The sequence below is a fragment of the Sphingomonas tagetis genome, assembly GCF_024211275.1.
Lineage (GTDB): Bacteria > Pseudomonadota > Alphaproteobacteria > Sphingomonadales > Sphingomonadaceae > Sphingomonas > Sphingomonas tagetis.
In genome coordinates, this window is the sequence record NZ_JAMLDX010000002.1 from 335,805 (window position 1) to 362,494 (window position 26,690).

At 67.5% G+C, this 26,690-nt stretch carries 24 protein-coding genes; 17 read left to right on the forward strand and 7 right to left on the reverse strand.

From position 1 onward, the window contains the following. Nucleotides 1-23 precede the first annotated feature (23 nt). The 5 genes from M9978_RS04275 (at nucleotide 24) to M9978_RS04295 (ending at nucleotide 5,327) form a co-directional block, all read left to right on the forward strand. Nucleotides 24-575, forward strand: coding sequence for a CAP domain-containing protein (locus tag M9978_RS04275; protein ID WP_254291631.1), 552 nt, complete (start codon nucleotides 24-26; stop codon nucleotides 573-575). 81 nt (nucleotides 576-656) lie between these two features. Next, complete coding sequence (locus M9978_RS04280; RefSeq protein WP_254291633.1) at nucleotides 657-2,588, forward strand: NAD(P)-binding protein; 1,932 nt, start codon at nucleotides 657-659, stop codon at nucleotides 2,586-2,588. Beyond that, nucleotides 2,588-3,919: a metal-dependent hydrolase family protein gene (locus M9978_RS04285; RefSeq protein ID WP_254291635.1), complete on the forward strand. Its 1,332-nt coding sequence runs from the start codon at nucleotides 2,588-2,590 to the stop codon at nucleotides 3,917-3,919. The genes M9978_RS04280 and M9978_RS04285 overlap by 1 nt, the downstream gene beginning before the upstream one ends. Further along, nucleotides 3,916-4,770 carry an alpha/beta hydrolase gene (locus tag M9978_RS04290; RefSeq protein ID WP_254291637.1) on the forward strand — a complete coding sequence of 285 codons (855 nt, stop codon included), beginning with the start codon at nucleotides 3,916-3,918 and terminating at the stop codon, nucleotides 4,768-4,770. Before M9978_RS04285 ends, M9978_RS04290 begins: the two co-directional genes overlap by 4 nt. Before the next feature lie 11 nt (nucleotides 4,771-4,781). Then, entirely contained in the window at nucleotides 4,782-5,327 is a 546-nt protein-coding gene (locus M9978_RS04295) for a cupin domain-containing protein (RefSeq protein ID WP_254291639.1), read from the forward strand. A gap of 151 nt (nucleotides 5,328-5,478) precedes the next feature. Here M9978_RS04295 and rdgB read toward each other — a convergent pair whose 3' ends face one another. Further along, nucleotides 5,479-6,108, reverse strand: coding sequence for an RdgB/HAM1 family non-canonical purine NTP pyrophosphatase (rdgB, locus tag M9978_RS04300; RefSeq protein WP_254291641.1), 630 nt, complete (start codon nucleotides 6,106-6,108; stop codon nucleotides 5,479-5,481). Beyond that, on the reverse strand, nucleotides 6,105-6,821 hold the full coding sequence (rph, locus tag M9978_RS04305; protein WP_254291643.1) for a ribonuclease PH: 717 nt from the start codon (nucleotides 6,819-6,821) through the stop codon (nucleotides 6,105-6,107). Before rph ends, rdgB begins: the two co-directional genes overlap by 4 nt. A 106-nt stretch (nucleotides 6,822-6,927) precedes the next feature. Here rph and hrcA point away from each other — a divergent pair, with 106 nt between their 5' ends. The 6 genes from hrcA to M9978_RS04335 all read left to right on the forward strand — a co-directional run bounded on the left by hrcA (nucleotide 6,928) and on the right by M9978_RS04335 (nucleotide 13,077). Further along, nucleotides 6,928-7,971: a heat-inducible transcriptional repressor HrcA gene (gene hrcA / locus M9978_RS04310; protein WP_254291645.1), complete on the forward strand. Its 1,044-nt coding sequence runs from the start codon at nucleotides 6,928-6,930 to the stop codon at nucleotides 7,969-7,971. A 20-nt stretch (nucleotides 7,972-7,991) separates the two neighbouring features. Continuing rightward, nucleotides 7,992-8,540, forward strand: a complete 549-nt coding sequence (gene grpE / locus M9978_RS04315; RefSeq protein WP_254291647.1) for a nucleotide exchange factor GrpE — start codon at nucleotides 7,992-7,994, stop codon at nucleotides 8,538-8,540. An 82-nt stretch (nucleotides 8,541-8,622) separates the two neighbouring features. Beyond that, the gene (locus tag M9978_RS04320) at nucleotides 8,623-11,364 is read left to right on the forward strand and encodes a [protein-PII] uridylyltransferase (RefSeq protein WP_254291649.1); all 2,742 of its coding nucleotides are present in this window, start codon (nucleotides 8,623-8,625) and stop codon (nucleotides 11,362-11,364) included. Between the two features lie 40 nt (nucleotides 11,365-11,404). After that, nucleotides 11,405-12,427, forward strand: coding sequence for an oxidoreductase (locus M9978_RS04325; RefSeq protein WP_254291650.1), 1,023 nt, complete (start codon nucleotides 11,405-11,407; stop codon nucleotides 12,425-12,427). A 75-nt stretch (nucleotides 12,428-12,502) separates the two neighbouring features. Next, the gene (locus M9978_RS04330; RefSeq protein WP_254291651.1) at nucleotides 12,503-12,889 is read left to right on the forward strand and encodes a VOC family protein; all 387 of its coding nucleotides are present in this window, start codon (nucleotides 12,503-12,505) and stop codon (nucleotides 12,887-12,889) included. Then, nucleotides 12,886-13,077, forward strand: a complete 192-nt coding sequence (locus M9978_RS04335) for a hypothetical protein (protein WP_254291653.1) — start codon at nucleotides 12,886-12,888, stop codon at nucleotides 13,075-13,077. The genes M9978_RS04330 and M9978_RS04335 overlap by 4 nt, the downstream gene beginning before the upstream one ends. 63 nt (nucleotides 13,078-13,140) lie before the next feature. On the opposite strand, the gene infC is transcribed toward M9978_RS04335, so the two are convergent. Further along, nucleotides 13,141-13,677 (reverse strand): translation initiation factor IF-3, encoded by a 537-nt coding sequence (gene infC / locus M9978_RS04340; RefSeq protein WP_254291655.1) that lies wholly within the window; start codon nucleotides 13,675-13,677, stop codon nucleotides 13,141-13,143. Nucleotides 13,678-13,959: 282 nt separating this feature from the next. Here infC and M9978_RS04345 point away from each other — a divergent pair, with 282 nt between their 5' ends. Continuing rightward, the gene (locus tag M9978_RS04345) at nucleotides 13,960-14,706 is read left to right on the forward strand and encodes a COG4705 family protein (protein WP_254291657.1); all 747 of its coding nucleotides are present in this window, start codon (nucleotides 13,960-13,962) and stop codon (nucleotides 14,704-14,706) included. Between the two features lie 10 nt (nucleotides 14,707-14,716). On the opposite strand, the gene thrS is transcribed toward M9978_RS04345, so the two are convergent. Then, nucleotides 14,717-16,699 carry a threonine--tRNA ligase gene (thrS, locus tag M9978_RS04350; RefSeq protein ID WP_254291658.1) on the reverse strand — a complete coding sequence of 661 codons (1,983 nt, stop codon included), beginning with the start codon at nucleotides 16,697-16,699 and terminating at the stop codon, nucleotides 14,717-14,719. Nucleotides 16,700-16,779: 80 nt separating this feature from the next. Beyond that, entirely contained in the window at nucleotides 16,780-17,595 is an 816-nt protein-coding gene (locus M9978_RS04355; RefSeq protein ID WP_254291660.1) for an LD-carboxypeptidase, read from the reverse strand. Nucleotides 17,596-17,747: 152 nt separating this feature from the next. Between M9978_RS04355 and M9978_RS04360 the strand changes: the two genes are divergently transcribed. Then, entirely contained in the window at nucleotides 17,748-19,148 is a 1,401-nt protein-coding gene (locus M9978_RS04360) for a glutamate ligase domain-containing protein (RefSeq protein ID WP_254291662.1), read from the forward strand. Here M9978_RS04360 and fsa read toward each other — a convergent pair. Further along, on the reverse strand, nucleotides 19,145-19,798 hold the full coding sequence (gene fsa, locus M9978_RS04365; protein WP_254291663.1) for a fructose-6-phosphate aldolase: 654 nt from the start codon (nucleotides 19,796-19,798) through the stop codon (nucleotides 19,145-19,147). The two genes, M9978_RS04360 and fsa, sit on opposite strands and share 4 nt — an antisense overlap. 115 nt (nucleotides 19,799-19,913) lie before the next feature. On the opposite strand from fsa, the gene M9978_RS04370 reads away from it, so the two are divergent. Next, complete coding sequence (locus M9978_RS04370) at nucleotides 19,914-20,588, forward strand: DUF2490 domain-containing protein (protein WP_254291665.1); 675 nt, start codon at nucleotides 19,914-19,916, stop codon at nucleotides 20,586-20,588. Between the two features lie 106 nt (nucleotides 20,589-20,694). Here M9978_RS04370 and M9978_RS04375 read toward each other — a convergent pair whose 3' ends face one another. Continuing rightward, complete coding sequence (locus tag M9978_RS04375) at nucleotides 20,695-21,135, reverse strand: hypothetical protein (protein WP_254291667.1); 441 nt, start codon at nucleotides 21,133-21,135, stop codon at nucleotides 20,695-20,697. A 68-nt stretch (nucleotides 21,136-21,203) separates the two neighbouring features. On the opposite strand from M9978_RS04375, the gene M9978_RS04380 reads away from it, so the two are divergent. The 3 genes from M9978_RS04380 to M9978_RS04390 all read left to right on the forward strand — a co-directional run bounded on the left by M9978_RS04380 (nucleotide 21,204) and on the right by M9978_RS04390 (nucleotide 26,531). Beyond that, the gene (locus tag M9978_RS04380) at nucleotides 21,204-23,369 is read left to right on the forward strand and encodes a primosomal protein N' (RefSeq protein ID WP_254291669.1); all 2,166 of its coding nucleotides are present in this window, start codon (nucleotides 21,204-21,206) and stop codon (nucleotides 23,367-23,369) included. A 59-nt stretch (nucleotides 23,370-23,428) separates the two neighbouring features. Next, complete coding sequence (locus M9978_RS04385; protein ID WP_254291671.1) at nucleotides 23,429-24,946, forward strand: hypothetical protein; 1,518 nt, start codon at nucleotides 23,429-23,431, stop codon at nucleotides 24,944-24,946. Between the two features lie 70 nt (nucleotides 24,947-25,016). Continuing rightward, a complete protein-coding gene (locus M9978_RS04390; protein WP_254291673.1) occupies nucleotides 25,017-26,531 on the forward strand; it encodes a trypsin-like peptidase domain-containing protein in 1,515 nt (504 codons plus the stop codon). Nucleotides 26,532-26,690 lie beyond the last annotated feature (159 nt).

The following is a 26,690-nucleotide window of genomic DNA, read 5'->3' on the forward strand; positions in this document are numbered from 1 at the left end:
GCGCATCGAAAGCGATCCGAAAGATGCTGCTGCTCCCCCTCCTGCTCCTCGCCGCCTGCTCGCCCGAACAGGACTTCCCGCCGCGCGTGATCGAGCCGCGCCGGTTCGAGGAAGACGCCCCGCGCGGCGAGACTCTGATGAAGCGCGCGCTGCTGACGATGCACAACACCGCCCGCCTCTCCGCCCGCGTCCCCGAACTCGCCTGGGACGACGCGCTGGCCCGCGACGCCACTGCCTATGCCCGCGAGCTCGCCCGCCGCGGCGTGTTCGAACATTCAAAGCAGCCGCGCGGCAACCCGCCACAGGGCGAGAATCTCTGGACCGGCACGCACGGCGCCTATCGCTATGACGAAATGGCGCAGCACTGGATCGACGAGCAGCGCTTCTTCGTGAACAATCCCATCCCGAACGTCAGCCGCAGCGGCAAGTTCGGCGATGTCGGCCACTACACCCAGATCGTGTGGCGCTCGACCACGCGAGTCGGCTGCGGTTTCGCCAGCAACCGCCGCGACGACTATCTCGTCTGCCGCTACACGCCGGCAGGCAATGTGTTCGGTCAGCGCGCGCTGCCGTAATCGGGCCAATTACCTTATGACGAAGGGTAGTTACCCGCCGCGGGCCTAGCCTCACAGGCCCGGACAAGGTTCAATCGCGGCATGAGCCGCCCATCTTCGACCGATCCGCTCGGCCTCACCGCCGCTATCACTCGCCGTGACTTCTTCAACGGCACGCTCGCCGCCTCAGGCGCCGCGCTGCTCGCCGGCTGCGGCAAGACCGCCGACGGGTCTGCCTCGCTCGCCCCCTCCGGCTCGGCCTGGACCGGCTATGGCGGCGTCGGCGATTACGCCTGGTCGAACGGCAACACCCAGGCGGTAGCAGACGCCGCGCACGGCATTCGCGACCGCCGCTATCCCGACATCTCGCAGCGGCCGATCGACGAGGACGTCGACATGGTGGTGGTCGGCGGCGGCTTTTCCGGCATGACCGCGGCCTATGAATTCACCAAGCGCGCCGGCGCGGGCAAGACCTGCCTTCTCCTCGACAATCACCCGGTGATGGGCGGCGAGGCCAAGCAGAACGAGTTCGACGTCGACGGCCGCCACCTCACCGCACCGCAGGGCTCGAACGGCCAGATCATTCCCGGCCCCAATTATGTGAGAGGCAGCTTCAACGACGGCCTCTACGACGTCTATACCGATTACTACGCCGAGTTCGGCCTGCCCGGAAAATACGAGATGGAACCGCTCGCCGGCGGCGCCGAGAAATACAATCTCCCCGACTATCACTTCTCCCCGATGGCCCCGGCCTATGAGAAAGCCTATCAGACCGGCTATCACTTCGCCGGCAAGGGCTGGGTCAAGGACCCGACCAAGGACGGTTTCGCCGGCACACCCTGGCCCGCCAACGTCCAGAAGGAACTCGACGATTTCGTCCACAACCGTCGCGACGTGCTGTCCGACATGGACGGCGCCGAAGCGTGGCTCGACACCGTCACTTATTACGACCTGTGCGACAAGCTCGGTTACGGCAAGCAAGTCCGCGACTACATCGACCCCTATATGGCGGTCGCCAATTTCGGCGTCGGCGGGAGCGGCGTGTCGGCCTATGCCGCCAAGCGGCTGTGGTTGCCCGGCACCCGGAACAAGCGCGACAAGCCCCGGCCCGCGACCGATATCGGCCTCGTCTCCTTCCCCGGCGGCAACAGCGCGATCCTGCGCACGATGGTCGCAAAGGCGATCCCCGGCGCGATCAAGGGCGACGGCAAGATCGCCGATGTCGCGCAACAGCCGATCGACTTCACCAAACTCGACCGCCCCGGCGCGCCCTTGCGCATCCGCCTCGGCTCGATCGCGATCGACGTGCGTCACGACGGCGACCCGGCCAAGGCCGAAACCGTCATCGTCAGCTATGTCCGCGACGGCAACATCCGCCGCGTGCGCGCCAAATCGGTGGTCATGGCCTCGGGCGGCTGGGTCAACCGCAACATCTGTTCCGACCTCAGCGACACCCACCGCGCCGCTTATGCCGAGTTCCGGCACGGCCCGGTGATGGTCGCCAACATCGCGCTGCGGCACTGGCGCTTCTTCGACAAATTGGGCTTCACCAATGTCCGCTGGTTCCAGGGACTCGGCTGGCACGCCTGCGTCCGCCGCAACGTCGCGTTCGGCAGCACCACGCCGCTGACGCCCGACGACCCCACCGTGCTCACGCTCTACATCCCGTTCCTCCACACCCATCTGCCCGCCGCGCAGCAGGGTCCGGCGGCACGGCAGCAACTGTTCGCCACCAGCTATGCCGATTTCGAAACGCAGATCCGCACGCAGATGACCGAGATGTTCGGCGGTACCGGCTTCGACGCGAAGCGCGACATCGCCGGCATCGTGCTCAACCGCTGGGGCCATGCTTTTTGCGCGCCGCAGCCCGGCTTCTTCAAGGGCCGCGACGGCAACCCGCCGCCGCCCGAAGTGCTGCGCAAGCCGCATGGCCGCATCGTCTTCGCCCATTCCGAATTGCAGGGGCTGATGAGCGCGGCCTACGGCATGCACGAGGCGCATCGCGGCGCCGGCCAGGCGCTGGGGATGATCTGATGGACCGCCGCAACGTCCTCGCCGGCCTCGGCAGCTTGCCCCTCATCGGCGCCGCGCAACCGCAAGCCGCCCCGCCGCCCACGCTCCTCATCCGCAACGTACACCTGTTCGACGGCACCGGCAGCCCGCGCCAGCCGCGCAACGTCCGCGTCACCGGCAACAGGATCGACGCCGTCTCATCCGGCGACATCGCAATCCCCGCCGGCGCCACGGTGATCGACGGCGCCGGCAACACGCTGATTCCCGGCCTGACCGACGCGCACTGGCATATGGGCGCGGTCAAGGGCGTGCCGTGGATGGGCACCGACGACGCGGTCGGCATCGCCACCATCTTCAAGGACGCCGAATTCCAGCTAATGCGCGGCTTCACCACCGTCCGCGACACCGCCGGGGCCGTGTTCGGGATCAAGGCGGCGATCGATCGCGGCATCATGCCCGGCCCGCGCTGTTTCCCCAGCGGCGCGGCGATCTCGCAGACCTCGGGCCATGCCGATACGCATCCCGCCAGCGAGATCCCGGTGGCGCTCGGCGGCGAGCCCTCGGCGCTGGCGATGCGCGGCATGACGGCGGTGGCCGACGGCGTCCCCGCCGTGCTCGCCGCGACGCGGCTCCAGCTCAAGCGCGGCGCGAGCCAGATCAAGATCATGGCCGGCGGCGGCGTCACCACCGATTACGACCCGATCGACGTGGTCCAGTACACGCCCGAGGAATTGCGCGCGATCGTCCAGGCGGCGACCGACTGGGGCACCTATGCCTGCGCCCATGCCTATACCCCCGCCGCGATCCGCCGCTGCCTCGAAGCCGGCGTCATCTCGATCGAGCATGGCCATTCGCTCGACGACGCCACCGCCGCGCTGATGGCCGCCAAGGGCGCCTGGCTCTCGACTCAACCGTTCGAGCGCGGCGACAACATCCTGACCGAGGAACAGCGCGCCAAGGCCGAGGAATCAATCGGCGCGGGCGGCTGGCAGGCCAGCACGCGGCTCGCGAAAAAGCACGGCGTCCGCATCGCCTTCGGCACCGACCTGTTCGCCCGCACGCGCGAATCGCGCACCGAAAACGCCATGCTCCCGCGCCTCGGCGCCTTCTTCCCCAACGCCGAAGTGCTGCGCATGGCCACCTCCGGCAATTGCGAATTGTTCGCCCGCAGCGGCAAGCGCTCGACCTACCGCGCCGCGCCGCTGGGCGTCGTCAAGGAAGGCGCATGGGCCGACATGCTGCTGGTGCGCGGCAACCCGCTGGACGACCTGCGCCTGCTCGAAGACTACGCCCGCAACCTGCTGGTGATCGTCAAGGACGGCGTGGTGCACAAGAACGTGATGAGCGCGTGAAACGCCTCGCTTCCCTGTTCGCTGCCCTCGCCGCTACGGGTAGCGCCACCGCGCAACAGGCCGCACCAGCCCCACCGCGCTACGCCATGCCCGCCACGCATGTCTGGGACATGAAGTCCGACACCGGCAAGACCTACCGCATCATGGTCTCCTATCCGGAAACCGAAGCACCGGCGTCCGGCTTCCCGGTGCTCTACGTCCTCGACGGCAATGCCAGCTTCGCCGCCTTTGCCGAGACGCGGCGCGTGCAGGAATGGCAGCAGGTCGGCAAGGCGATCGTCGTCGGCGTCGGCTACCCGACCGACCAGCCCTATGCCGAAGCGCGCAACGAAGACTTCATCGTGATGGACAAGCCCCCGCCCGGCAAGCGGCTGGGCCGGACCGGCGGCAAGACCGGACGCGACGAATTTCTCGATTTCCTGACCGGCAGGCTGCGCGCCGAAATCGCCACCCGCTACAAGACCAATCCCGACCGCCAGTCGCTGTTCGGCCACTCGTTCGGCGGGCTGTTCGCGCTCCACGCGCTCTACACCCGGCCGCAAGCCTTCCATTCGCTGATCGTCGCCAGCCCCTCGCTCGAGCTCGACGAGGGCGTGCTACGCGACGAGCGCGATTTTACCGCACGCCTGACCAGTGGTAAGGTCGGCAAGACGAGCCGCCTGATGGTGATTGTAGGCGAGCGCGACGTGGACGACGATCCCGAACCGGCGCGCGCGCTTGCGGCGCGGATGGAGCAACTCTCGAGCTACGGCCTGCGCACGCGTTATCGCAGCTATGCGGTGGAAGGGCACATGTCGGTGCCGGCGCGCTCGGTAACCGACGTTCTGCGCTTCGTATTCGAACAAAGGTGAGTGAACGCGTAATGACCGACCAGCCGACCAAGCTCAGCCGCCGCGGCGCGCTTGCCGCCGCCGGCACCTGTTTCGCGATGCTGAGCCAGCGCGCGCTCGCGGCCGAGACGGTGGTGACCGCACCCCGTCCGCTCAAGCCCACCTGGACCAAGGACAGCGAGATCGAGGGCCTCAAGGAGGTCAAGGGCATCCACCAGGGCAAGGGTGCCGGCAAGATCAAGTGGTTCCGCTTCGCCAACGAACCCTGGCCCGCACATTTCATGATCTACGACCTCGAACCGGGCGCCAGCGAAGGCGTCCACACCCACTTCCTCGACGACCACAACAAGGAAGGCGCGTTCGACGAATATTATTACATCATGTCCGGATCGGGCCAGATGGAGATCGACGGCAAAGTCGTGCCGGTGAAGGCCGGCGACCACATCCACACCCCGCTCGAGGTCGCGCACGGCGTCGAGAACACCCACCCCACCGAACGCCTGCGCGTGTTCCTGACCTTCATCGCCCGCGCGGGGAAGCCCTATCCGCTGCCGGGCGAAAAGCCGAAGATGGGGTAATCCCTCACCACCCTCCCATCGTCATCCCGGCCTTGTGCCGGGATCCACCGGGAGGCAAGCGATGAGCGAGAGGTTCAAAACACAGAGCTGGGGCACAGTGGATCCCGGCACGAGGCCGGGATGACGGTTGTGAGTTAATTCGCGTCAGGCCTCAAAACACCGCCGCCACCAGCTGCCCGAACGCATCCGCCCGATGGCTCATCGCATGCTTGGCCTCGGGCGCCATCTCGCCGAACGTCTGCTCATGCCCGTTCGGCAGAAACATCGCGTCGTAGCCGAACCCGTTGCCCCCACGCGGCGGCCACACCAACGTCCCGTCGACACGCCCCTCGAACCACTCGACATGCCCATCGGGCCACGCCAGCGCCAGCGCACACACGAAATGCGCGTCGCGCGGCACGTCCGGCCCCTTTTCGGCGATATTCTTCTCGACCAGCGCCATCGCCAGCCCGAAATCCTTGGACGGCCCCGCCCAGCGCGCCGAAAAGATCCCCGGCTCGCCGCCCAGCGCCTCGACGCACAACCCCGAATCGTCCGCCAGCGCCGGCAGCCCCGACAGGTCCGCCGCCTGCAGCGCCTTCAGCTCGGCATTGGCGACGAAGGTCGTCCCCGTCTCGTCCGGCTCGGGCAGGTCGAGCGAGGCCGCCGACACCGGTTCGACGCCGAACGGCGCGAGCAGCGCCCTGATCTCGCGCACCTTGCCCTCGTTATGGCTGGCGATCACCAGCTTGCCCGGCGCGAGCTTGCGGATCGCCTGCGGGACCTCGCCCTCCCCGCTCACCGCCCGACCGCCTTCAACTGCGCCGCGAAGATGTCGTTGCACCCGATCCGCGCCAGCCGCAGCAGCCGCAGCAGCCCTTCCTCGTCGTAACACGCGCCTTCCGCGGTCGCCTGCGCCTCGGCGATCTTGCCGTCCGAGAGCAGCACGAAATTGGCGTCGGCATCGGCATCGCTGTCCTCGGGATAGTCGAGGTCGAGCACCGGCGTGCCCTTGTAGATGCCGCAGCTCACCGCCGCGACCTGCTGGATGATCGGATCGCTGGTCAGCGCGCCCGAGGCGAGTAGCTTGTCCACCGCCAGCCGCAGCGCGACCCACGCGCCACTGATCGACGCGGTGCGCGTGCCGCCATCGGCCTGGATCACGTCGCAATCGAGCGTGATCTGCCGCTCGCCGAGCGCGGTCAGGTCGGTCACAGCGCGCAGGCTGCGCCCGATCAGCCGCTGAATCTCCTGCGTCCGCCCCGACTGCTTGCCCTTGGCGGCTTCACGGCTCCCACGCGTATGCGTCGCGCGCGGCAGCATGCCATATTCCGCCGTCACCCAGCCCTGCCCCTTGCCGCGCAGGAACGGCGGCACGCGCTCTTCCACGCTGGCGGTTACCAGCACCTTGGTGTCGCCAAAGCCGATCAGCACCGATCCTTCGGCATGGACGGTGAAATTGGGTTCGATGCTGATGGGGCGCATCTGGTCGGGGGCGCGGCCGCTGGGGCGCATAATCGGAATCTCCTGAGGCTGTCGCAAGCGCACCTAGACCGCCCAAAGCCGGTGCGCCAGCCTCGCCAGCCTTGAGGTCGCCCGCAATCACGCTACATCGTGTTCCGTGACCACCCCGCCGATCACCGAACTGACCGACCGCGCGCGCGACATCTTCCGCATCGTCGTCGAATCCTATCTCGAGGCCGGCCAGCCGGTCGGCTCGCGCACCATCTCGCGAGTCTCGACGCTCAACCTTTCCCCCGCCTCGATCCGCAACGTCATGCAGGACCTCGAGGAACTCGGCCTGCTCGCCTCGCCGCACACCAGCGCCGGCCGGATGCCGACCGAGATCGGCCTGCGCCTGTTCGTCGACGGCATGATGCAGGCGTCGGAACCCTCGGCCGAGGAACGCGCCGCGATCGAATCGCGCGCCGGCCAGCACGGCCCGGTCGAGGAAGCGCTCGCCAGCACCACCGCCGCGCTCTCCGGCCTCTCCGCCTGTGCCGGTCTCGTGCTCGTACCAAAGGCAGAGCGTGTGCTGCGCCAGTTCGGTTTCGTCCCGCTCGGCCACGACCGTGCGCTCGCGGTGCTGGTCGGCGACGATGGATCGGTCGAGAACCGCGTGGTCGATCTGCCCCCCGGCATGCCCGCCGGCACGCTCGATCAGGCCGCCAACTACCTCACCGCAACGCTCGGCGGCCTGACCCTCAGCGAGGCGCGCTTGCGGCTCGAACGCCAGCTTCGCGACGAACGCGCCGCGCTCGACGCCGCCGCGCGCGCGCTGGTCGAGCGCGGCCTCGCGGTGTGGTCGCAGGATGGCGGCGACCGCCCGGTGCTGATCGTGCGCGGTCAGGCGCGGCTGATCGACACCGCCGCAGCCGACGATCTCGACCGCGTCAGCCAGTTGCTCGACGAGCTCGAGGGCAAGGAAGAGATCGCCCGCCTGCTCGACAGCGCGCGCGAGGGCGAGGCGACCCGCATCTTCATCGGATCGGAGAATAAATTGTTCGCGCTGTCGGGCTCGTCGGTGATCGCCAAGCCGGTCCGCGCGCTCGACGGCCGCGTGGTCGGCGTGGTCGGCGTGATCGGCCCGACACGGTTGAACTATGCCCGCGTCGTGCCCATGGTGGATTTCACGGCAGCTACACTCGCCAGGCTATTGACCTGAACCAGCAGAAAACAGGGACCATGATCGAAGAAGAAAAGACCGCGACGACCGAAGATCTTCGCCAGGAAACCGCCGACGAAGCCCCCGAAGTCGCCGAGCACGACCGCGTTGCCGAGCTCGAAGCCCAGCTCGCCGAAGCCCAGTCGGCGACGCTCTACGCCCGCGCCGAAGGGCAGAATCTGCTCCGCCGCGCGCAGAAGGAGGCCGAGGACGCCCGCGCCTATGCCGCGACCGGCTTCGCGCGCGACATCCTGTCCGTCGCCGACAATCTCGCCCGCGCGCTCTCGGCCATCCCCGAGGAACTGCGCGGCGACGAGAAGCTCAAGGGCCTCGTCACCGGCCTCGAAGCGACCGGCCGCGAGCTCGATTCGGTGTTCGCGCGCCACGGCATCTCGAAGATCGTCGCACTCGGCGAATCGCTCGACCCCAACCGCCACCAGGCGATGATGGAAGTGCCCTCGGCCGATGCCGAGCCCGGCACGATCGTGCAGGAGATCCAGTCGGGCTACATGATCAAGGACCGCCTGCTGCGCCCCGCGCTGGTCGGCGTCGCCAAGAAGGCGGATTGAGCCGTTCGCGCGCCACCTCCCCCGCCAGGGGGAGGTTTTCAATCGCTAGCGCCCGCCGCGCGCTTGCCCTATCTCCCGCGCCATGACCGCGCGCTTCGAGTCCATTCCCAATCGCCGCGCGATCGTCGATCGCCGTGCGCTCGCCGATGAACTGGCCGCGCTCGACGCGCCCGACACGATGCGGCTGCGTCAGGCGGCGGCGCTGCACCTCAAGAAGGCGCTGGAGGCCGGCCGCGCCGAAATCGCCCGGCGCCTGCTCGAACATCCCGCGCGCGGGCACGAAAGCGCGGCGAGCGGCGCGTTCCTGATGGACCAGCTGCTGCGCGTACTGTGGGACTTCACGCTCGCCCGGCTCTACCCCAACAATAACCCCAGCGCCGCCGAGCGCATGGTGCTGGTCGCGGTCGGCGGTTACGGCCGCGGCGAGATGGCGCCGTTCAGCGACGTCGACATCGCCTTCATCACGCCCTGGAAGCAGACCAGCTGGAGCGAGCAGGTCATCGAATCGATGCTCTATTCGCTGTGGGACATGGGGCTCAAGGTCGGCCACAGCTCGCGCACGCTCGACGAGATGGTGCGCGAGGCGAAGGCCGACGTCACCGTCCGCACCGCCTTGCTCGAGGGGCGCTACGTGTGGGGCGACACAGCGCTCTATGACGAGGCCGCGCTGCGCTTCCGCAACGAAGTGCAGAAGGACAGCGCGCGCCAGTTCATCGCGCAGAAGCTCAACGAGCGCAACGAACGCCACCGCAAGATGGGCGACAGCCGCTACGTCGTCGAGCCCAACATCAAGGAGGGCAAGGGCGGGCTGCGCGATCTCCACACGCTGTTCTGGATCGGCAAATACGCCCATAGCGTGCGCGAGCCGGCCGAGCTGGTCGATGCGGGCCTCTTGACCAAGCTCGAATACCGCCAGTTCCGCCGCGCCGAGAATTTCCTGTGGGCGGTGCGCTGCCACCTGCACACCATCGCCAACCGCGCCGAAGACCGCCTCACCTTCGACGTCCAGCGCGAGATCGCCGAGCGCATGCGCTACGCCGACCGTCCGGGCAAGTCGAAGGTCGAGCGCTTCATGCACTTCTACTTCCTGCAGGCGAAGATGGTCGGCGACCTCACCGGCGTCTTCCTCGCGCATCTCGACGAGAAGTTCGCCGCGCGTGGCAGCCGTTTCGGCCTGCCGCGCATCCGCCGCTCGCCGGCCAAGCTCAAGGGCTTCGTGCTCGACCGCGGCCGCCTCGCGCTGCCGCGCGACGACTTCTTCGCCGAAGACCCGGTACGGCTGCTCGAAATCTTCGCGCTCGCCGACCTGCACGAGCTCGAGATCCATCCGCTGGCGATGCGCAGCGCCGCGCGCGACGCCAAGCTGATCGACGACCGGCGCACCGATCCGCGCGCCAACGCGCTGTTCATGGATGTGCTGACGAGCCCACGCGATCCCGAGACGGTGTTGCGCTGGATGAACGAGGCCGGCGTGTTCGGCCGCTTCGTGCCCGATTTCGGCCGTGTCGTCGCGCAGATGCAGTTCGACATGTACCACCATTTCACGGTGGACGAGCACACCATCCGCGCGGTCGGCCTGCTCGCCGCGATCGAAAAGGGCGAGAAGCGCGAGGATCACCCGCTCGCCAGCGGCATCCTCGACCAGATCGCCTCGCGCCGCGCGCTCTATGTCTCGGTGTTGCTGCACGACATCGCCAAGGGCCGCGGCGGCGATCACAGCGTGCTCGGCGCCGAAGTCGCGCAACGGCTGTGCCCGCGGCTCGGCCTCAGCGCGGCGGAAACCGAGACCGTCGCCTGGCTGGTGCGCTGGCACCTGCTGATGTCGGCGACCGCGTTCAAGCGCGACCTCAGCGACTTCAAGACCATCCTCGATTTCGCCGAAGCGGTGCAGTCGCCGCAGCGCTTGATGATGCTGCTCGTCCTCACCATCGTCGATATCCGCGCGGTCGGCCCCGGCGTGTGGAACGGGTGGAAGCGCCAGCTGCTCGGCAATCTCTACGAGAGCGCCGAGGAAGTGCTGCGCCTCGGCCACAAGCAGAAGGGCCGCAGCGAGCGGATCGAGGCCAAGCAGGCGCTGCTCGCCCGCTCGCTCGGCCGCGACATCGCCGGCTTCGTCAAGCGCCTGCCCGAGGCCTATTGGGTCGCCGAGCCCGACGATGTGATCGAGCGCAACGCGCGGCTGATCGACCGTGTCGGCAACGCCCAGCTCAGCGTCGAGGCGACCGTCTATCCCGACCGCGGCGCGACGCTCGTCACCGTCTATGCCGCCGACCATGCCGGTCTGTTCTACCGCATCGCCGGCGCGATCCACGCTGCCGGCGGCAACATCATTGACGCGCGCATCCATACGACGCGCGACGGCATGGCGATCGACAATTTCCTGGTGCAGGACCCGCTCGGCCGCCCGTTCGACGATTCCGGCCAGCTCGCGCGGATCGAGACCGGCATCGCGGAGGCGCTCGCCAACCGCGCCAAGCTGACCGAACGCCTCGCCGCCAAGCCGCTCCCGCGCCTGCGCGCCGACGCCTTTGCGATCGAACCCGCGGTGCTGATCGACAACAAGGCCTCGAACCGCTTCACCGTGATCGAGGTCAATGCACGCGACCGCCCCGCGCTGCTCCACCACCTCGCTTACGCGCTGTTCCAGTCGAAGGTGACGATCCACTCGGCGCACGTCGCGACCTATGGCGAGCGCGCGGTCGATACCTTCTATGTGACCGACCTCACCGGCGACAAGATTACCGCCGTGCTGCGGCTGAAATCGCTCGAACGCCGCATGCTCGACGCGGCGGCGGGCATGGGCGAATTCGCCACGGCGGCGTGAGACTGGTCGCCAATCCCATCCATTTGCGCAGGAGGATTCGATGAGCATGATCGGTGTCGGCCTGATCGGCTATGGCTTGGGCGGACGCGTCTTTCACGCGCCCTTCGTCAGCGCCACGGACGGCCTCGAACTTCGCGCCGTCGTCAGCCGTGACCCGGCCAAGGTCCATGCCGACATCCCCGGCGTGCCGGTCGTTCCCGACGTCGCGACGCTGCTCGCCCGGCCGGATATCGATCTGGTCGTCGTGTCCAGCCCGGACGCATTCCACGCCGAACACGCGCTGGCCGCGATCGGCGCGGGCAAGCATGTGCTGGTCGACAAGCCGTTCGCCACCAGCCTCGCCGACGCCCGCCAGGTCGCGGCGGCGGGCGAGCGCGCTGGCGTCCAGCTGACGATCTTCCAGAACCGGCGCTGGGACGCCGATTTCCTGACCCTGCGCCGCCTGATCGCCGAAGGGCAGCTTGGCGAGATCGTCCATTTCGAAAGCCATTTCGACCGCTGGCGGCCCGATCCTGCCAAGGTCTGGAAGGAAGCCCGCGAGGGCGGCTCGTGGTTCGATCTCGGCCCGCATCTCGTCGATCAGGCACTGTGCCTGTTTGGCCGGCCCGACGCCGTCACCGCCGACATCGCGACACTGCGCGACGATGCGCCCGCGCCCGACTGGTTCCACGTCCTGCTCCATTATCCGCGCCGCCGGGTGATCCTCCATTCGAGCAAGCTCGCCGCCGATCATGGCCTGCGTTTCGCGGTGCACGGCACCGGCGGCAGCTGGATCAAGCACGGTCTCGACACCCAGGAACCGGCGATTCTCGCGGGCGCGGACCTTGCGGGTGCCGATTTCGGACTCGATCCGCGGCCCGGCATGTTGACCACCGGCGATCCGGCAGCGCCGCGGCCGGTGGACAATGCGCGTGGCGACTATGCGCAATTCTGGCGAGCATTGGCATCCGCGCTGTCCGGCGACGGTCCCAATCCGGTGCCTGCGTCCGAAGCGCTCGAGGTCATCGAAATCCTCGACGCCGCCTTGCGCAGCGCCGGGCAGGGCCGCACCGTCGCGCTTTGAAGGCACGATGGCGCGCGCCTAGCCACGCGCACCGTTCCTGCCTAGACTGAAGCCTTCAATCGCGAGGAGCGGGCGATGGGCGTAGTGGGCATGGGCGGACTGTTCTTCCGGGCGCAGGACCCGGAAGCCTTGAGCACTTGGTATCGCGAGCATCTCGGCGTCGGCGGCGGCTGCGCGGCGGAGGACGCCGCCGATCCGCCCAACGAATGGGTGTGGCAGACGCTCGGCGGCCCGATGGTGTTCTCGCCGTTCAAGGCGACCACCGACTATTTCGCCGCCGACAAGCAGTTCATGATCAACCTGCGCGTGCGCGATCTCGAAGGGCTTCTCGAACAGCTCAACGCCGCGGGCATCGCGATCATCACCAAACCCGAATGGGACGAAGGCGGGATCGGCAAGTTCGCGCGCATCCACGATCCCGAGGGCAATGCCATCGAATTGTGGGAGCCGCCGGCCGCATGAGCGCGGTCTGGATCGCCCTGCTCGCCGCCGGCATCTGCGTCGTCACCGTCATCGCCGCGTCCAACGCGCAGAAAGCGAAGGCGGACGGCGGCGGCGGGACCAGCGATTCGGGCAACGGAAGCGATTCGTCCGGTTGCAGCGCGGACGGCGGTGGCGACTGCGGCGGCGATGGCGGTGGCGGCGGCTGACGCCACAACGAAAACGGGACCGGCCACCCTGCGGCAACCGGTCCCGTCCCTAACTCACATCGCTCAGTTCTTCGGCGACAGCACCATCAGCATCTGGCGGCCTTCCATCCGGGGATAGCTCTCCACCTTCGCATCCTCCGCGCAATCCTGCTGGACGCGCTGGAGCAATGCCATGCCGAGCTGGCCGTGGCTCAGTTCGCGGCCGCGGAAGCGCAGGGTGATCTTCACCTTGTCGCCCTCGCCGATGAACTTGTGCACCGCCTTCATCTTCGTATCATAGTCATGATCGTCGATGTTCGGACGCATCTTGATCTCCTTGATCTCCTGCGTCTTCTGGCTCTTGCGGGCAAGATTGGCCTTTTTCTGGGCCTCGTACTTGTACTTGCCGACGTCGAGGAACTTGGCGACGGGCGGATCGGCATTGGGCGACACTTCGACGAGGTCGAGGCCGAGCCCCTGCGCCTGCTCCATCGCTTCGCGCGTGTACATCACGCCCAGATTCTCGCCCTCATGGTCGATCACGCGGACCTTGGGCGACTGGATGAATTCGTTGAACCGCGGGCCGGTCGGCACCGGGGGCGCGAAACCGCGCCGGGACATGGGAGGACGTATAGGAACAGCTCCTGTTATAATTTCGACGACTTACGATAACGCAGGAACGCGACCGGGGACAGCCCCGCTACGCGTTGCCTGACGAAAAAGCCACACGGTGTGGCGTGCGGGTTACGATTGTATATCGGGCGCGTGCGCCGTCATGGCAAGCGCGGCGAGCGGGCGAATCTGATTTTTACCCTGCCTCTGCCGTCAGCCGTGGATCAGCCGCATATCGCTAGATCGCCTCCGCAGGCGCCCGAATTCCGGCGGCGCAAGCAAAGGGGTCTCATGAAAAGCATCCATATCCCGAATGTGAACGCGCGCTACTGGTGCGCGATCGCCATGGCCAGCCTGTTCGGTACCAATCTCGGCGACCTGTGGGCACATAACAGCGGCCTCAACAAGCTGGTCGGACTGATCCCGCTGGCGATTCTGGCGGCCATTGTCTTTACGCTCGAGAAGCGCGACCGCGCGCCACGTGAGCTCTATTACTGGCTGGTGATCGCCATCATCCGCACCGGCGCGACCAATATCGCCGACTATTTCAAGAAGATCATCGCCTGGCCGGTATTCGGCGGCATCCTGATCGCGGTCATGATCGGCACCGCGATCTGGTCGCTGCAGAGCCTCAACAGCGGCACCGCGGAAGAGATCGAAGCCGAGCGCCACGGTATGCCGCAGGCTGGCCTCGCTTACTGGTGCGCCATGCTCAGTGCCGGCGTGTTCGGCACCTTTTTCGGCGACGTCACGCTGCACACGATCGGCATGGGACCGGCGTCGCTCGTCCTCGGCATCGTCGTGCTGGGCGCGGTCGGACTGTGGGCCGGGCTCCGCGGCCACCGTTTCTGGCTCTACTGGCTGGTCGTCGCCATCGCACGCACCTTCGGCACCGCCGCCGGTGATTTCCTGGCCGAGGATCCGACGCTCCATATCGGCCTGCCGGTCTCGACGATCATCACCGGGGCCGCCTTCATCGCGCTGCTGGCGGTGTGGCGCGGCGGCGGCGCCAGACCGCTGCGCGTCGCGACCACCTGACGCCGGGCGTTCAGCAAAGATCGGGTGGCAGCGCCTCGCCGCGCAGCCACTCGATTGCTTCGTCGAGTGGCATCACCTTCTGCCCTTCGCCGCCGAGCGACCGCACCGCGACCGTGCCCTCCTCGGCCTCGCGCTTGCCCACCACCAGCAGGTGCGGGACCTTGGCCAGCGAATGCTCGCGCACCTTGTAGTTGATCTTCTCGTTGCGCAGGTCGCTCTCGGTGCGGATGCCCGCCGCCTTCAGCTTCGCCACCGCCTCGTTCGCATAGCCGTCGGCGTCGGACACGATCGTCGCCACCACCGCCTGCACCGGCGCCAGCCACATCGGCAGCTTGCCCGCGAAATGCTCGATCAAAATGCCGATGAAGCGCTCATACGATCCGAAGATCGCACGGTGCAGCATCACCGGCCGATGCCGCTCGCCATCCTCGCCGACATAGCTCGCATCCAGACGATCGGGCAGCACGCGGTCCGACTGGATCGTGCCCACCTGCCAGGTCCGCCCGATCGCATCGGTCAGATGCCATTCCAGCTTGGGCGCATAAAATGCCCCCTCGCCGGGCAGCTCTTCCCAGCCATATTCCGGCGTGTTCAACCCGGCCTTCGCCACCGCGTCACGCAGTTCGTTCTCGGCCTTGTCCCACATTTCCTCGGTGCCGAAGCGCTTCTCGGGCCGCAGCGCCAGCTTGATCGAGTAGCTGAACCCGAAATCCTTGTAGATTCGGTCGGCCAGCGCACAGAACGCCTGCACCTCTGCGACGATCTGGTCCTCGCGGCAGAAGATATGCGCATCGTCCTGCGTGAACTGGCGCACGCGCATCAGCCCGTGCAGCGCGCCATGCGGCTCGTTGCGGTGGCAGCAGCCATTTTCGTACAGCCGCAGCGGCAGGTCGCGATACGACTTGATCCCCTGACGGAAGATCAGCACATGCGCCGGGCAGTTCATCGGCTTCAGCGCCATCCACTCGGCGTCGTTGCTGACGATCGGGCCTTCGTCCTCGACGTTCGGCACCTCGTCGGGGATCACGAACATATTCTCGCGATATTTTCCCCAATGGCCCGACTGCTCCCACTGGCGCGCGTCCATCACCTGCGGCGTCTTGACTTCGCGATAGCCCGCAGCATCGATCGCGCGGCGCATATAGGCCTCCAGCTCGCGCCAGATCATATAGCCCTTGGGGTGCCAGAAGACCGACCCGTGCGCTTCCTGCTGCAGGTGGAACAGGTCCATCTCGTTGCCAAGCTTGCGGTGGTCGCGCTTGGCCGCTTCCTCCAGCTTGAACAGATGCGCGTCGAGTTGCTTCTTGTTGAGCCAGCCCGTGCCATAGACGCGGCTCAGCATCGCGTTGTTCTGGTCGCCGCGCCAATAGGCGCCCGACACGCGCGTCAGCTTGAACGCCGCCGGATCGAGCTTGCCGGTCGAGGCCAGATGCGGCCCCCGGCACATATCGTACCAGTCGTCGCCCGACGAATAGACCGTCAGCTCCTCGCCCTCGGGCAGTTCCGCCGCCCATTGCGCCTTGAACGTCTCGCCCGCCGCCGCCCAGTCGGCGATCAGTCTGTCCCGCGCCACCACCGAACGCTTCAACGGCTTGTCGGCGGCGATGATCTTGCGCATCGCCTCCTCGATCGCCGGCAGGTCTTCCTCGGTGAAGGGGCGGTCCTTGGGCGCGAAGTCATAATAAAAGCCATCGTCGGTCGACGGCCCGAAGGTGATCTGAGTCCCCGGAAACAGCGACTGCACCGCCTCCGCCAGCACATGCGCATAGTCATGCCGAGCCAGCTCCAGCGCATCCGCCTCGTCGCGGCTCGTCACCAGCGCCAGTTGCGCGTCACCCTCGAACGCCCGCCCGATATCGCGCAGCTCGCCATCGACCCGCGCCGCAATCGCCGCCTTGGCCAGCCCCGGCCCGATCGCCGCGGCAATGTCCGCCGGGGTCGTTCCGGGCGCGACCTCACGGACGGAACCGTCGGGCAGCGTAATGCGGAACATCTCGGACACGGGTGGACTTTCGCTTGAAGTTGAACGCAGCGGCTTATGCCGCGCCGCGCGATATAGGCAAGGCGGGCTGTTCAGGCGACCCCGAACGGCACCACATGATTGAGCGCGATATGCCCGATCCCCGACCGCCCCAGATACGGCACGCCCATCTCGCGGCACCAGCGAATGATGATCTGCTCGACCGATTCGCCGAACGGCACGTCATTGTCGACCACATCGGTCACCGCGCCCAGCCGCACGCCGGCAATGCCCTGCAACTGCGTGGCATGCGCCATCTGGAACAGCATCCGGTCGATCCGGTACAGCGGCTCGCCGACCTCCTCGATATGCAGCACATGGTCGGTCAGGTCGGGCAGCCACGGCGTGCCGATCATCGACGTCAGGATGGCGAGGTTGAACGCCGCCGCCGGGCGCCCATCCAGCGTCGGCTCCAGTCCGTCGCGCCGCCCGTCGATCAGCCAGCCGAGCACCCAGCCGGCATCGACGCCCTTGTCGTCGCGGCCCATCGCGCTCGCCATCGACCCGTGCGCCTGCCGCCCGATCCGACGCGCATAGAGCGCGCCGAGCATGAACCCCATGTCGGAATAGCCGATATAGGTCTTGTGCTTCGCCGCCGGCCCCAGTTGCGGCATTACCGCGTCGAGGATGCGGTTCGACCCGTAACCGCCCCGCGCAAACCAGATCGCGTCGAACGCCGGATCGTTGGCGAATTCGAGGAACGCCGCGCCGCGGATTTCGTCCGGCCCGGCGAAATGGCCTTCGGTCAGGAAGCATTGCGGGTGGAACACGATCTCGTGCTTGGGCCAGGTCAGCGCCATGAACGCCTGCATCCGCGCCGCCGATTCTTCGCTGACTGTCCGTGCCGGTGCGACGACGCCGATCCGCATGCCTTGGCTTGCTCCGTTGGGCGGCACCGGCCCGCTCCCCCACCCGGCCACCCACGCCAGTGTATTCTATGGGTGGCCGGGTGGGGGAGCGGGCCGGTGCCGCAACCGGTTCGGCTTGCCGAACCGCAATCGAACGTCGATAGCCCGCACCCATGCATAACGGCAAATCCCATTTTTTCGTCGGCGTGGGCGGCAGCGGCATGATGCCGCTGGCGATGATCCTCGCCGGACAAGGCGCGAAGGTCTCAGGTTCGGACCGCAGTCTCGACTCCGGCCGCCTGCCCACCAAGTTCGATGCGTTGAAGGCCCTCGGCATCGGGCTGTTCCCGCAGGACGGCAGCGGCATCACTTCGCCAGACCAGACCGTGATCGCCTCCGCCGCGGTCGAGGCGACCGTCCCCGATATGGTCCGCGCGGCGGAACTCGGCTGCGCGCGCCTGACCCGCGCCGAATTGAACGCTTGGCTGTTCAACGCCGCGCAGATCTCGATCGGCATCGCCGGCACCAGCGGCAAGTCGACCGTCACCGGCATGATCGCGTGGATCCTGCACAGCCTCGGCCGCGACCCCACGGTGATGAACGGCGCAGTAATGAAGAATTTCGCCACCCCCGACGCGCCGTTCGCCAGCGCGCTGGTCGGGGGCAACGGCATCTATGTCAGTGAGGTGGACGAGAGCGACGGCTCGATCGCGCTCTATTCGCCGCATATCGCGGTGCTCAACAATGTCAGCCTCGACCATAAGAGCCTCGAGGAGCTGCGCCAGCTGTTCGGCGACTTCGCCGCCAAGGCGCGCACCACTGTGGTCAATGTCGGCGACGCCGAGAGCGCCGCGCTGGCGATGGCGCTGGACCGCAGCCGCACCACGACCTTCGCGGTCGAGGCCGACGCCGACCTGTCGGCCCGCAACCTCAAACCCGAAGCCTTCGCTTGTCGCTTCGACCTCGTCACATCAGACGTCACGCTGCCCGTCCGCCTCGCCGTTCCCGGCCGCCACAATGTCGCCAACGCCCTCGCCGCGCTCGGCGCGGTGGCCGCCACCGGCATCCCGCTCGCCGATGCCGCAAGGGCGGTCGAGGGCTTCACCGGCCTGCGCCGCCGCTTCGAGCTGGTCGGCGAAGCGAACGGCGTCGCGGTGATCGATGATTTCGGCCACAACCCCGACAAGATCGGCGCGACGCTCGACACGCTCCACGCCTTTCCCGGCCGCGTCCTCGCACTGTTCCAGCCGCACGGCTACGGTCCGCTCAAGGTCATGCGCCGCGAACTGGTCGAGATGTTCGTCGAAAAGCTCGCCCCCGACGACCTGCTCGTCCTGCCCGACCCGGTCTATCAGGGCGGCACCGTCAGCCGCGACGTCACCAGCGCCGACATCGTCGCCGACATCGCCGCCTCAGGCCGCGCCGCGCGTCACATCCCCGACCGCGCCGCCGCCGCCGCGCACCTCGTCGCTCAGGCGCGGCCCGGCGACCGCATCGTCATCATGGGCGCGCGTGATGATACGCTGAGCCTGCTCGCGACCCAGATGGTCGACGATCTCGCCGCGCGAGACTAGCCGATCTTCTGGCCGGTCTTCGCCCAGTCGGCGAGGAAGCCTTCGATGCCCTTGTCGGTCAGCGGGTGCCTGACCAGCTGACGGATCACCGAAGGCGGCGCGGTCATCACGTCGGCGCCGAGCTTGGCGCTCTCCAGCACATGGATCGGGTGGCGCACGCTTGCGACCAGGATCTCGGTCGCGAAGTCGTAATTGTCATAGATCAGCCGGATGTCGCTGATCAGCTGCATCCCGTCAAAGCCATTGTCGTCATGCCGCCCGACGAACGGCGAAACGAACGTCGCCCCCGCCTTCGCCGCCAGCAGCGCCTGATTCGCCGAGAAGCAGAGCGTGACGTTGACCATCGTCCCGTCGTCGGTCAGCGCCTTGCAGGTCTTCAGGCCATCGATCGTCAGCGGCACCTTGACCGCGACATTGTCGGCGATCTTCCGCACGATCTCCGCCTCGCGCATCATCCCGGCGTGGTCGAGCGCGACCACTTCGGCCGACACCGGTCCCGGCACGATCTTGCAGATTTCCGCCACCACTTCGAGGAAGTCGCGGCCCGCCTTGTGGATCAGCGACGGGTTGGTGGTGACGCCGTCGAGCAGCCCCGCCTCCGCCAGCTCGCGAATGTCGTTGGTGTCGGCGGTGTCGGCGAAGAACTTCATCGGCGGAAAGCCTTTCTGATTGTGACAAGTCGATGACGGGGTGCTAGGCGCCCGCCCGGACCTTAGGCCCGCCCTCTAACACCAAGGGGGCATGGCCGATAGCCTGGAAGGCCCGATGAACCATATTGCTCTCTGCGCACTCGCCGCGCTCTGCACCGCCACGCCCGCGCTCGCGCAGGATCAGGATCAGGAACTCTGGCTCACCGGCGGCTTCGGCGCGAAGCTGGGAGACCAGACCAAGTTCGAATTCGACACGGTCACCCGATTCGGCAACGACGCCGGCGGGCTGTACGAGGTCGAGATCAACACCCAGGTCGTCCAGGAACTGGGCGGCGGCCTCAACATCGCCGGCGGCTATGTCCGCAACATCAACTATTCGCGCGGCAATGTGACGAGCACCGAGGACCGGCTACGCGCACATGTCGGCTATGCCACCACGGTCGGGCCGGTGAAGCTGTCGGGCCGGGTGCGGCTCGAAGTCCGTTTCCGCTCCGATGGCGATGATACGGGCTACCGCCTGCGCCCGCAGCTCAAGGCGACGCTGCCGCTCGGCAAGAAAAGCCCGTTCAGCCTGGTCGCCAGCCATGAAAGCTTCATTCCGCTCAACGACACCGACTGGCGCCAGCGCGCCGGGCATGAGCGGATGCGCAACTTCGCCGGCGTCAACTGGAAGGCGACCAAGCTGATCGGGATCGAGGCCGGCTATATGAACCAGTATAATTTCCGCCCCGCCCCGGCGCGCGACGTGATGGACCACGCGCTTTCGCTCAGCGCGATCCTCAGCTTCTAGGGCGTTATCCAAAATAATCGTCACCCCGGCCTTGAGCCGGGGTCCCGCTTCAATTCCGCCCCTCAAGACAGCATGTCCCCCGGTCGAGTCCAGGTGACGGGAGAAACTACTCGGGCGCGACCAGCATCAGCTTCGCCGCCGGCTTCTGCAGGCCGGTGGCGTAAACGCGGTAGGTGCCCGGCTGCAGATCGAAGCGCACGATCTTGCGGATCGTCGAGCATTGCGGCCCATGGCCGTGTGCGGCCGACTTGAGCGCCGCGCCGCCCGAGGCGCCCGGCACCACGTCGATCCAGCCGGGCTGGTCGAGCGCGACGCCATAACGGCCTGCCCTGGCGACCGTGAAGCGCACGACCGCCGCCCCGCCCGGCTTCGCGCCCGCGGGCACGCCCGCCAGCTGCGCCACATCGCCGGCCGGCGCGGTCACCGCCTTGCCCGATTCCAGCGCCGTCCCCGTCGCGGTCCACCCGGCGAGCGGGGCGGGCAGCGCCACATCGGTCGAGGCACATTGCGGCGCGGCCTGAAGCAGCATGAGGGCGGCAAGAAACATCGGCATCGACTCCTTTGCCGTCGCGATACTGCTTTCCTAGCGACTCGGGAATGCCGATATGGGCGGCAATGTCCCGCGCCCGCGTCATCGTCCTCAATTCCGCACTCGGCCCGCTCGACTATCGCGTGCCGCACGGCATGGCGGTCGAACCGGGGTCGATCGTCGTCGCCCCGCTCGGCCCGCGCCAGCTGATCGGCGTGGTGTGGGAGGCCGACCGCCTCGCCACCGAGGAAGTCGGCGACAACCGGCTGCGCAACCTGATGGCCGTCGCCGACGCCCCGCCGATCCCCGCGCCGCTGCGTCGGCTTATCGAATGGACCGCGGACTATTATCTCGCGCCGCTCGCCTCGGTGCTGCGCATGGCACTGTCCTCCACCTCGGCGCTGGAGGGCGGCAAGACGATCATCGAATATCGCGCCACCGGCGAGGTGCCCGGACGGCTGACTCCCCAGCGCGAGCAGGCGCTCGACCGAATCGGCGACCGTCAGGGCCTGATCCGCGAACTGGCGGCGATCGCCGACGTCTCGGACGGCGTCATCCGCGGGCTGGTCAAGGTGGGCGCGATCGAGGGCGTGTCGGTCGATCTCGACACCCCCTACCCCGTCCCCGACCCCAATTTCGCGCCGCCCGATCTCTCCAGCGTGCAAGCCGACGTCGCCTCGATCCTGCGCCAGGCGATCGGCGCCGAGGCGTTCCAGCCCTTCCTCCTCGACGGCGTCACTGGCTCGGGCAAGACCGAAGTCTATTTCGAAGCGGTCGCCGCGGCGCTAGCGGCGGGCAAACAGTCTCTAGTGTTACTACCAGAGATCGCTCTGACCGAACCCTTCCTCAAACGCTTCCATGCTCGTTTCGGTACCGAACCGATTCCCTGGCACTCGGGCCTGCGCCAGTCCCAACGCCGCCGCGCCTGGCGCGCCATCGCCAGCGGCGAGGCGCTGGTCACCGTCGGTGCGCGATCTTCGCTATTTTTGCCCTATCCGAAGCTGGGGCTGATCGTGATCGACGAGGCGCACGAAACCAGCTTCAAGCAGGAAGAAGGCGTTCATTATCACGCGCGCGACGTCGCGGTGATGCGGGGCCGTTTCGAACGCTGCCCGGTGATTCTCGCCAGCGCGACGCCCGCGATCGAGACGCGCCAGCAAGTCGCGCTCGGCCGCTACGAGGAACTCAAGCTTCCCGCCCGCTACGGCGCCGCCGAAATGCCTGCGATCGAGGCGATCGACCTGCTCGCCGAACAACCCCCACGCGGCCGCTGGCTCGCGCCGCGACTGGTCAAGGCGATCGAGGCGACGCTTGAACGCAAGGAACAGGCGTTGCTGTTCCTCAACCGCCGCGGCTACGCCCCGCTGACGCTGTGCCGCACCTGCGGCCACCGCTTCCAATGCCCCAATTGCACCGCCTGGATGGTCGAGCACCGGCTGATTGCCCGCCTCGCCTGCCACCATTGCGGCCACACGTTGCCGACGCCGCGCGCCTGCCCCGAATGCGATAGCGAGGACAGCCTGGTCGCCTGCGGCCCCGGCGTCGAGCGCATCGCCGACGAGGTCGCAGCGCTGTTCCCCGAGGCGAAGACCGCCGTCGTCACCTCCGACACGATCTGGTCGCCGGCCAAGGCGGCCGAGTTCGTCAACCGCATGGAGGCGGGCGACATCGACATCGTCGTGGGCACGCAGCTCGTCACCAAGGGCTATCACTTCCCCAACCTGACATTGGTCGGCGTGGTCGATGCCGATCTCGGCCTCGAGGGGGGCGACCTGCGCGCGGCGGAACGCAGCTTCCAGCAGATCTGCCAGGTCGCGGGGCGTGCCGGGCGCGGCGAGAAGCCCGGCACCGTCCTCATCCAGACGCACAGCCCCAAGGCGCCGGTGATGCGCGCGCTGGTCAGCGGCGACGCCGACAGCTTCTACGCCGCCGAAACCGAAGCGCGGCGCGAAGCTGGCGCCCCACCGTTCGGCCGCTTCGCCGCGATCATCGTGTCGAGCGAGGACAAGGACGCCGCGCTCGAAACCGCCCGAGCGGTCGGCCGCGCCGCGCCGCAGGTCGAGGCGATGCAGGTGTTCGGCCCCGCCCCCGCCCCGCTCGCGATGCTGCGCGGCCGCCACCGCTTCCGCCTGCTCGTCCACGCCCGCCGCGCGCTCGACGTGCAGGATGTGATCCGCGAGTGGCTCGGCGCGCTCGAATGGCCGGCCAGGGTCAGAGTTGTTGTCGATGTGGATCCATATAACTTCCTGTGACCTTGAAAGTGCATCGCCGCTGGGGCTAGCTTCACGGCATTGAAATTTGGGGGTTTCGCATGATCGTGCGGTTTGCCGCTCTCGCGCTGGCGCTGCTGGCGCCCGCCGCCGCTCGCGCCGAGTGGCACGAGGCCAGCACTGAACATTTTGTCGTCTATGCCGACAGCAAGCCCGAAACGATCAGCAAATTCGCGGACGAACTCGAAAAGTTCAACAAGGCGATGCGCGCCTTCTACCGCAACGTGCGCAAGCCCGCCGAAGGGCCGGCCAATCGCGTCACCGTGTTTGTGGTGTCGGCATCGGACGGGATCGCCAAGCTGGCAGGCAGTGGTTTCGTGCGCGGCTTCTACATTCCCCGTGCGGGCGGCAACGTCGCCTTCGTACCGCCGGTCGCCAAGGCCGACCGTTATGAGCTGTCAGGCATCGCGGTGCTGCGCCACGAATATGCGCATCACTTCATGTACACCGCCGCTCCCGCGGTATTCCCGATGTGGTTCAGCGAGGGGTTTGCCGAATTCTGGTCGACGGTGCGGTTCGAGAAAGATGGCGGCGCGACGATCGGCATCGCCCCGTCGCACCGTGGCTGGGGGCTGATGAGCGGCAACCCGCTGCCGGTCGAGCAACTCGTGACGATGACCAGCCGTAGGCTCAATCCCGAACAACTCGAGGCAATCTATGGCCGGGGCTGGCTGCTCACGCATTACTTGATGAGCGATCCGGCGCGGCAGAAGCTGCTGGGCAAATACATCGCCGCGTTGAATGAAGGCCAGGCGCCGACAAAGGCAGCCGAAGCCTTTGGAGATCTCAAAGCTCTCGGCCGCGAGCTCGAGAAATATCTCAACCGCCGCACATTGCCGGCCACAACGCTCAGCGCTGAAACGCTCGCCACCGCGCCGGTCAAGCTGCGCAAGCTCACGCCGGGTGAAGTCGCGACGATGAAGGTGCGGATCGAATCGCGCGCTGGCGTGACACCGGATGAGGCCAAGCAGGTGCTGATCAAGGCACGCAAAGCGGCAGCGCCTTATCCGAATGATCCCGGTGCGCAGGTCGCGCTGGCCGAGGCCGAATATGATGCTGGCAACTACGCGCTCGCCGACGAAGCCTCCGGCCGTGCGATCACAGCCGCTCCGACGATGAGCGACGCGCTGGTCTATCGCGCAATGTCCAAGCTCGCGCTCGCGGAGGCGGCGGACAAGCCCGACTGGTCGAGCGTGCGCCGCGCGATCGTCGCCGCCAACCGCGCAGATCCGGAGGACCCACGCCCGCTGATCCTGTTCTATCGCAGCTTCATCGCAGCGGGGCAGGCACCGACCGAGGCCGCCAAGCTCGGCTTCGCGAAGGCGTATGACATCGCGCCGTCGGACATGGGCCTGCGGATGGATGCCGCGCGCATGTTCCTGATGGACGGCAACCGCACCGAAGCGCGCGAGGCGTTGCGGCTCATCGCGTTCAACCCGCACGGCGCGACGCGAGCCGAGTTCGCACGCACCATGGTTGCGGCGATCGACAATGGCGACACGCCGGACAAGATCCTGGCGATGCAGCCGGCGGCTGATACGAAGGATGACGGAGAGTGATCGCGCACGCGCCGCTTGAACCGGGCCCACGCTTCCGCGATTGAAGGGCGGTTTGGGTGGAGGGTTGATCGTGACGCGTTGGCTCCTGGTGCTGGTTGCGGCCGTTCTTGCCGGGCTCCTCCCCGCGCGCGCCGACGACATTTCCGCTTCGGGCCGCGGCGTCGTTCGCATCGTCACCATTGCCATCGTCGAAGGAGAAGTCGTTGGCTTCGGTCACGGCAGCGGCCTCGCGGTCGCGCCCAACCGTGTGCTCACCAACGCGCATGTCGTCGAGGCGGCGGAGCGCTATCCCGGCAACGTCGTGATCGGCATCGTGCCGTCGGAGGGCGACAAGAGCTATCAGGGCCGACTGATCGCGGTGGATGCCGACCGCGACCTCGCGCTGATCGAGTTCAGCGGCATCCGCCTGCCCGCGCTCACCTTCTACAACGGACCGGTGAGCGAGGGCGATTCGATGATCGCGCTCGGCTATCCCGGCAATGTCGATCTCGCCACCGCGCGCTCGGCCGCGGACTTCATCACCCCGCTCTCGCCGGTGCGCTCGCAGGGCGTGTTCTCGGGCGGGCGCAATCTGCAGGGGGTGAGCGTGCTGCTGCACACCGCCGGGATCGCGCGCGGCAATTCGGGCGGACCTTTGCTCGATCCGTGCGGCCGCGTGCTCGGCGTCAACTCGGCCGTCACGCGCGCCGACGACGGCGACGCCAGCTTCGGCTTTGCGATCGGCAATGACGAGGTCGCCGCCTTCCTGCGCGAGGCCAAGCAGCCGATGCCCGTCAACGGCGTGGCCTGCACCAGCATCGCCGACCGGCTGGCGCAGGACCGCAGCGAGGCCGAACAGGCGCGCACCGCCGAGGAAGCGCGTCAGCGCGAAGCCGCGGCGAAAGCGGCGTCCGAGCGCGAGAATGCGCTCGACCAGGCGCTGGTCGACAATTTCGCGATGCGCGAAAATTATCTCGGTGCGGCGGCGCTGCTGCTGGTGCTCGGCGCGCTGGGGCTGGGCGCTGGCGGGCTGTTCCATACGCGCGGGCAGAAACGCGAGACGCTGTGGGCCGCGGGCGGCGGCGGCGTTCTGATGGTCGCGGCGTTGGTCACCTTCTTCACGCGCCCCGCCTTCGACCCCGCCGCGATCGAGGGCGCGGCGCGTGTCGCCGTGCCGCCGCCTGCCGCAGAACCAGGCGGCCTTGGCAAGATGGTCTGCACGATCGACCCGGCTCACTCACGCGTCACCGTTTCCAGCACGCAGGACACGCGGATCGACGTCAGCCCCGACGGCTGCGTCAACGGCCGCACGCAATATGCCGAGACCGGCCAGAACTGGCAGCGCATCCTGGTGCCCAACGAGGAGCAGACCGTGTCGGTGCTCGAATACGCCCCGGCGACGCGGCTCTATTCGACCACGCGCTACCTGCTCTCCGCCGCGCAGATGGCCGACGCCCGCAAGCTTCGCGCCGCGGTGAAGATCAAGGCGTGCTCGACCGATCAGGCCGCGCGCGCCGACCTCGCGTCGAAGCAGCAGGCAATCCGCACCGCCCTGCCACAGGTGTTCAACGAGCGGCTGGTCTATCGCTGCAGGCCGGGGAGTTAGGGTCTGAACTCACTTGGAACGAGGATCGAGATCGTGTCTGGAAGGCCGCCGACAAGGAGCGCAGCGCAGCCGCGTAGCAGAGCTACGCGCAAGCAAGCGACGCAGCTCGGCGGCCTTCCAGACACGACCGCGCAGCGGCGGGCGGAATTTGGCGCCGGG

Excerpts from the sequence above, each read along its gene's own strand:
- M9978_RS04275 (WP_254291631.1), top strand. The coding sequence starts at position 24 with ATGCTGCTGCTCCCCCTCCTGCTCCTCGCCGCCTGCTCGCCCGAACAG.
- M9978_RS04280 (WP_254291633.1), top strand. The coding sequence starts at position 657 with ATGAGCCGCCCATCTTCGACCGATCCGCTCGGCCTCACCGCCGCTATC.
- M9978_RS04285 (WP_254291635.1), top strand. The coding sequence starts at position 2,588 with ATGGACCGCCGCAACGTCCTCGCCGGCCTCGGCAGCTTGCCCCTCATC.
- M9978_RS04295 (WP_254291639.1), top strand. The coding sequence starts at position 4,782 with ATGACCGACCAGCCGACCAAGCTCAGCCGCCGCGGCGCGCTTGCCGCC.
- rph (WP_254291643.1), bottom strand. The coding sequence starts at position 6,821 with ATGCGCCCCAGCGGCCGCGCCCCCGACCAGATGCGCCCCATCAGCATC.
- grpE (WP_254291647.1), top strand. The coding sequence starts at position 7,992 with ATGATCGAAGAAGAAAAGACCGCGACGACCGAAGATCTTCGCCAGGAA.
- M9978_RS04320 (WP_254291649.1), top strand. The coding sequence starts at position 8,623 with ATGACCGCGCGCTTCGAGTCCATTCCCAATCGCCGCGCGATCGTCGAT.
- M9978_RS04325 (WP_254291650.1), top strand. The coding sequence starts at position 11,405 with ATGAGCATGATCGGTGTCGGCCTGATCGGCTATGGCTTGGGCGGACGC.
- M9978_RS04330 (WP_254291651.1), top strand. The coding sequence starts at position 12,503 with ATGGGCGTAGTGGGCATGGGCGGACTGTTCTTCCGGGCGCAGGACCCG.
- M9978_RS04335 (WP_254291653.1), top strand. The coding sequence starts at position 12,886 with ATGAGCGCGGTCTGGATCGCCCTGCTCGCCGCCGGCATCTGCGTCGTC.
- infC (WP_254291655.1), bottom strand. The coding sequence starts at position 13,677 with ATGTCCCGGCGCGGTTTCGCGCCCCCGGTGCCGACCGGCCCGCGGTTC.
- M9978_RS04345 (WP_254291657.1), top strand. The coding sequence starts at position 13,960 with ATGAAAAGCATCCATATCCCGAATGTGAACGCGCGCTACTGGTGCGCG.
- thrS (WP_254291658.1), bottom strand. The coding sequence starts at position 16,699 with ATGTTCCGCATTACGCTGCCCGACGGTTCCGTCCGTGAGGTCGCGCCC.
- M9978_RS04355 (WP_254291660.1), bottom strand. The coding sequence starts at position 17,595 with ATGCGGATCGGCGTCGTCGCACCGGCACGGACAGTCAGCGAAGAATCG.
- M9978_RS04360 (WP_254291662.1), top strand. The coding sequence starts at position 17,748 with ATGCATAACGGCAAATCCCATTTTTTCGTCGGCGTGGGCGGCAGCGGC.
- fsa (WP_254291663.1), bottom strand. The coding sequence starts at position 19,798 with ATGAAGTTCTTCGCCGACACCGCCGACACCAACGACATTCGCGAGCTG.
- M9978_RS04370 (WP_254291665.1), top strand. The coding sequence starts at position 19,914 with ATGAACCATATTGCTCTCTGCGCACTCGCCGCGCTCTGCACCGCCACG.
- M9978_RS04375 (WP_254291667.1), bottom strand. The coding sequence starts at position 21,135 with ATGTTTCTTGCCGCCCTCATGCTGCTTCAGGCCGCGCCGCAATGTGCC.
- M9978_RS04380 (WP_254291669.1), top strand. The coding sequence starts at position 21,204 with ATGTCCCGCGCCCGCGTCATCGTCCTCAATTCCGCACTCGGCCCGCTC.
- M9978_RS04385 (WP_254291671.1), top strand. The coding sequence starts at position 23,429 with ATGATCGTGCGGTTTGCCGCTCTCGCGCTGGCGCTGCTGGCGCCCGCC.